At 69.1% G+C, this 3,508-nt stretch carries 3 protein-coding genes; all 3 read right to left on the bottom strand.

The window, feature by feature from the left end; translation table 11 throughout:
* Positions 1-966, bottom strand: a 966-nt coding sequence (locus FKP22_RS24410; protein ID WP_310733369.1) for a cache domain-containing protein, incomplete at its 3' end; no start/stop codon positions are given.
* On the bottom strand, positions 963-1,535 hold the full coding sequence (locus FKP22_RS24405) for a methylamine utilization protein (protein ID WP_375140612.1): 573 nt from the start codon (positions 1,533-1,535) through the stop codon (positions 963-965). The genes FKP22_RS24405 and FKP22_RS24410, both read right to left, overlap by 4 nt.
* Before the next feature lie 416 nt (positions 1,536-1,951).
* Positions 1,952-3,508, bottom strand: a 1,557-nt coding sequence (locus tag FKP22_RS24400; RefSeq protein ID WP_141290258.1) for a potassium transporter Kup, incomplete at its 5' end; no start/stop codon positions are given.

Raw genomic sequence — 3,508 nt, 5'->3', positions numbered from 1 at the left:
GCTGCCCACGCCGAAGATGGAAACGGCCAGCACGGTGATCAGGGCCATCGAGGCCTGCAGCCGGCGAAAAGGCGCCACGGCCTCGTCGATCGAGCGGAACAGCACCGCATGCAGGCTGCCGCGGCCACCGCCCGGTGCGCTGGCCGGCAGCAGGTCCACCCGCAACCGAAGCACCGAGATGCCGTCCAGCTCACCTTCGGACATGCCAGGCCCCGCGTCCACCATGGCCGCCACTCGGCCAACCGCGGTGGTGCCCAGGGCCAGGTGCGGCGCCTGGCCAGCAGTCTGGCTGAACAGCACCATGTCCAGGCCGGAGAGCGCGTGCAGGTCCTGCGCCAGCGCGTTCTGCAGCGGAAACCCCATCACCACCCAGCCGATCAGCAGCGGGGCCTTCATCGGCACCACCACGAATTGCATGGCCTGGCCGTGCACAAGGCGCAGCGGCGCTTGTTCGCCCCCGGATTGCCTGCGCTCCGCCGCCAGCGCAAGGAGCACCGGATCCAGACCCTCCGCATCGGACGAGCGCCCCAGGACCTGCCGCTGCGCGTCGGGCCTCCCCTGCGGGTCAAGGAAAATCGGGGACGGCCGGGCGATTTCTTGAGAACTGACCGCCACCAAGCCGCCGTTCACATCCAGCAGCGCCGAGACGCTGGCGCCAATCCGCGCAGCCTGGTTTTCCAGCGCCGAGCGCACCGTCTCCGCGTCCCCGGACTGGACTGCGGCGCGAAAGCCGAAGTCGGCCGCCAGCAAGGTGGCGCCCTGGCGCAAGCCCTGCGCGTTCTGGTCCAGCAGCCGGCCCAGCACCCGCTCGCCCAGCTGCAGCTGGTCGCCCAGCATCCTGCGCGCGTTGCGGTCGATGCTTTCGCGAACCGTCAGGAAAGCCGCCAGCTGGACCACCAGCAACAGGCCGAGGAAGAGCGTGACGATGCGCCCCGCCAGGCCGTTGAAGAGGTTGCGGCGTTTCACTTCAGCCCCGCATCCAGGCGCACGGTCAGCGCTTCTGGGCCGGCGCCCACGGTCACGGCCTGCTCGGGCAAGGGCGCGCCAGGCGCCAGGTCCGGATGCCAGGCGCGCAGCCGGTAGCTGCCCGCTGGCACCTCGCCAAGCGCGAGCTGGCCGCTCGCCGCGGTCTTGCCGTGCCAGGGCGTGTCCACCACCAGCACCCAGCCGACCATGGTGTCGTGGATGTTGCAGCCCAGCACGACAATGCCGGGCTGGTCGAACACGATGGGCTCACTCGGCTTGCCGTGGTAGAGCTTGATCTCGAATTTCTTGGCCGGCGAAAAGGAGTACACATGGTGCTGCACCCGGTCGCGGTTCGGGAAGTTGACCGGCGTGCCCACCGTCACCACCGACACCAGCGGCACGAACTGCCGCCCTTCCTGGCCAACTTCGGCATGCGCGGCCGGCTTGACCGCCGCCTTGGCGCCCACGGGCTCCAGCATCAGCACCGCGTCGGCCAGCGGCTGGCCTTTGGCGCCACTCACCTGCACCGTGACGGGACCTGCCGCGGCCAACACGGGCCACAGCACCATTCCCATCAACCAGCCAAGCCCGCGCACCGACATGCCACCAACCCCATCGCCCAACAGCGTTCACCGGGCCCCCCACACGCCGCAGTGGACGAGCCGGGGGCATCACATCCCGATTTCGGCTGAGCTGGGTCGGAACTTGAGGGGGTCTAAGGCAATGCTGAACAAGTCCTGTGCGCCGCGGCGGATTCAGGCGGGATGCCAGGCTAGGCGCGAGCCGCCGCCCAGGCTTGTGCCTGGGCAAGGTTCGCAACGACGCCTGGCGCCCACCTGAACCGCCCCGGAGGGCTGGCGAGATAACGGGCCGCCTCGGTCGTTGCGCCGCTCGGCTTCGGGCAGAGAGCCCGACCTTCGCGTCGCGCCTACGATCCGGCCTGTTCTCTCGCCAGCGCGGCACACAGGACTTGTTCAGCATTGCCTTAAATCTGGACGCGGGTGCCCAACTCCACCACCGCGTTGTCCGGCAGCCGGAAAAAAGCCACCACGCCGGTCGCGTTGCGGTTCATCGCCGCGAACAGGCGGCGGCGCCAGCCGCGCAGGCCCAGGCCCGGCGCGGTCACCACGGTCTCCCGGCTGAGGAAGAAGCTGGTCTCGAAGACGGGAATGCGCAGGCCCTGGGCGTCGCACAAGGCCAGCGCCTTGGGCACGTCCGGCACGTCGAGGAAACCGAAATTCAGCGTCACGCGCCAGAAGCCGGGCGCCAGTTCGGCCACCCGCACCCGCTCGCTGTCCGGCAGCGCCGGCACCTCGTGGAACACCACCGTCAAAATCACGTTGCGCTCATGCAGCACTTGGTTGTGCTTGAGGTTGTGCAGCAGCGCCTGCGGCACGGTGTCGGGGTTGGCGACAGGGTAGATCGCGGTGCGTGAGACGCGCGTGATGCTCGGGTCCTGCAGCGACTCGATGAAGGGTTGCAGCGCCAGGCCTTCATCGCGGATGTTGTCCAGCAGCAGCGCCCGGCCGCGGGCCCAGGTGCTCATGACGATGAACAGCAGCCCACCCAGCGCCAGCGGGAACCAGCCGCCGTCGAACAGCTTGACCGCGCAGCCGGCGACCAGCGCCGCGTCGAACAACATGAAAAATGCCGTCGCGCCCAGCGCCAGCCAGCGCGGCAGGCGCCAGCCATCGCAGATCACGAAGTAGGTCAGCACCGTGGTGATCATCATCGTCAATGTGACAGCCATGCCATAGGCACCGGCCAGCGCCGAAGAACTGCCGAACCACAGCACCGCCGCGAAGACCGCCGCCAGCAGCGCCCAGTTGACTGCCGGCAGGTAGATCTGGCCGGCCTCGCTGGCGGAGGTGTTGCGCACCACCATGCGCGGCAGAAAGCCGAGCTGGATGGCCTGCTTGGTCATCGAGAACGCGCCGGAGATCACCGCCTGCGAGGCAATGATGGCGGCCAGCGTGGCCAGCAGCACCGCAGGGGCGATCCAGGTCGCAGGGAACAGGCGGAAAAACGGGTTGTCGATGGCCTCGGGCTGGCGCATCAGCAGCGCGCCCTGGCCCAGGTAGTTCAGCGCCAGCGAAGGCATCACCAGCAGCGACCAGGCCAGCTGGATCGGCTTGCGCCCGAAATGGCCCATGTCGGCATACAGCGCCTCGGCGCCAGTCAGCGCCAGCACGATGGCACCCAGCGCCGCCAGCACATGCCAGCCGCGGCCGGCCAGGAAGGTCCAGGCCTGGCGCGGGTCCAGCGCAGCCAGGATGGCCGGTTGCTGCGCAATCTGCTGCACGCCGGTCCAGGCCAGCGCCAGGAACCAGACCAGGATGATGGGCCCGAACACCCGGCCCACCTGCTGCGTGCCGAAGCGCTGCACCAGGAACAGCGCCGCCAGCACCGCCAGCGACACCGGCAGCACATAGGGCTTCAACAGCGGCGTGGCCACCTCCAGCCCCTCCACCGCGCCCAGCACCGAGATCGCCGGGGTGATGACGCTGTCGCCATAAAACAGCGTGGCGCCGAACACGCCCAG

This window comes from Ideonella azotifigens, assembly GCF_006519715.1.
In the GTDB taxonomy this organism is placed as follows: Bacteria; Pseudomonadota; Gammaproteobacteria; order Burkholderiales; family Burkholderiaceae_C; genus Ideonella; species Ideonella azotifigens.
Note: the sequence above shows the minus strand (reverse complement) of the source record. Positions and strands in the feature narration are given on the sequence as shown.

Excerpts from the sequence above, each read along its gene's own strand:
- FKP22_RS24405 (WP_375140612.1), bottom strand. The coding sequence starts at position 1,535 with ATGGTGCTGTGGCCCGTGTTGGCCGCGGCAGGTCCCGTCACGGTGCAG.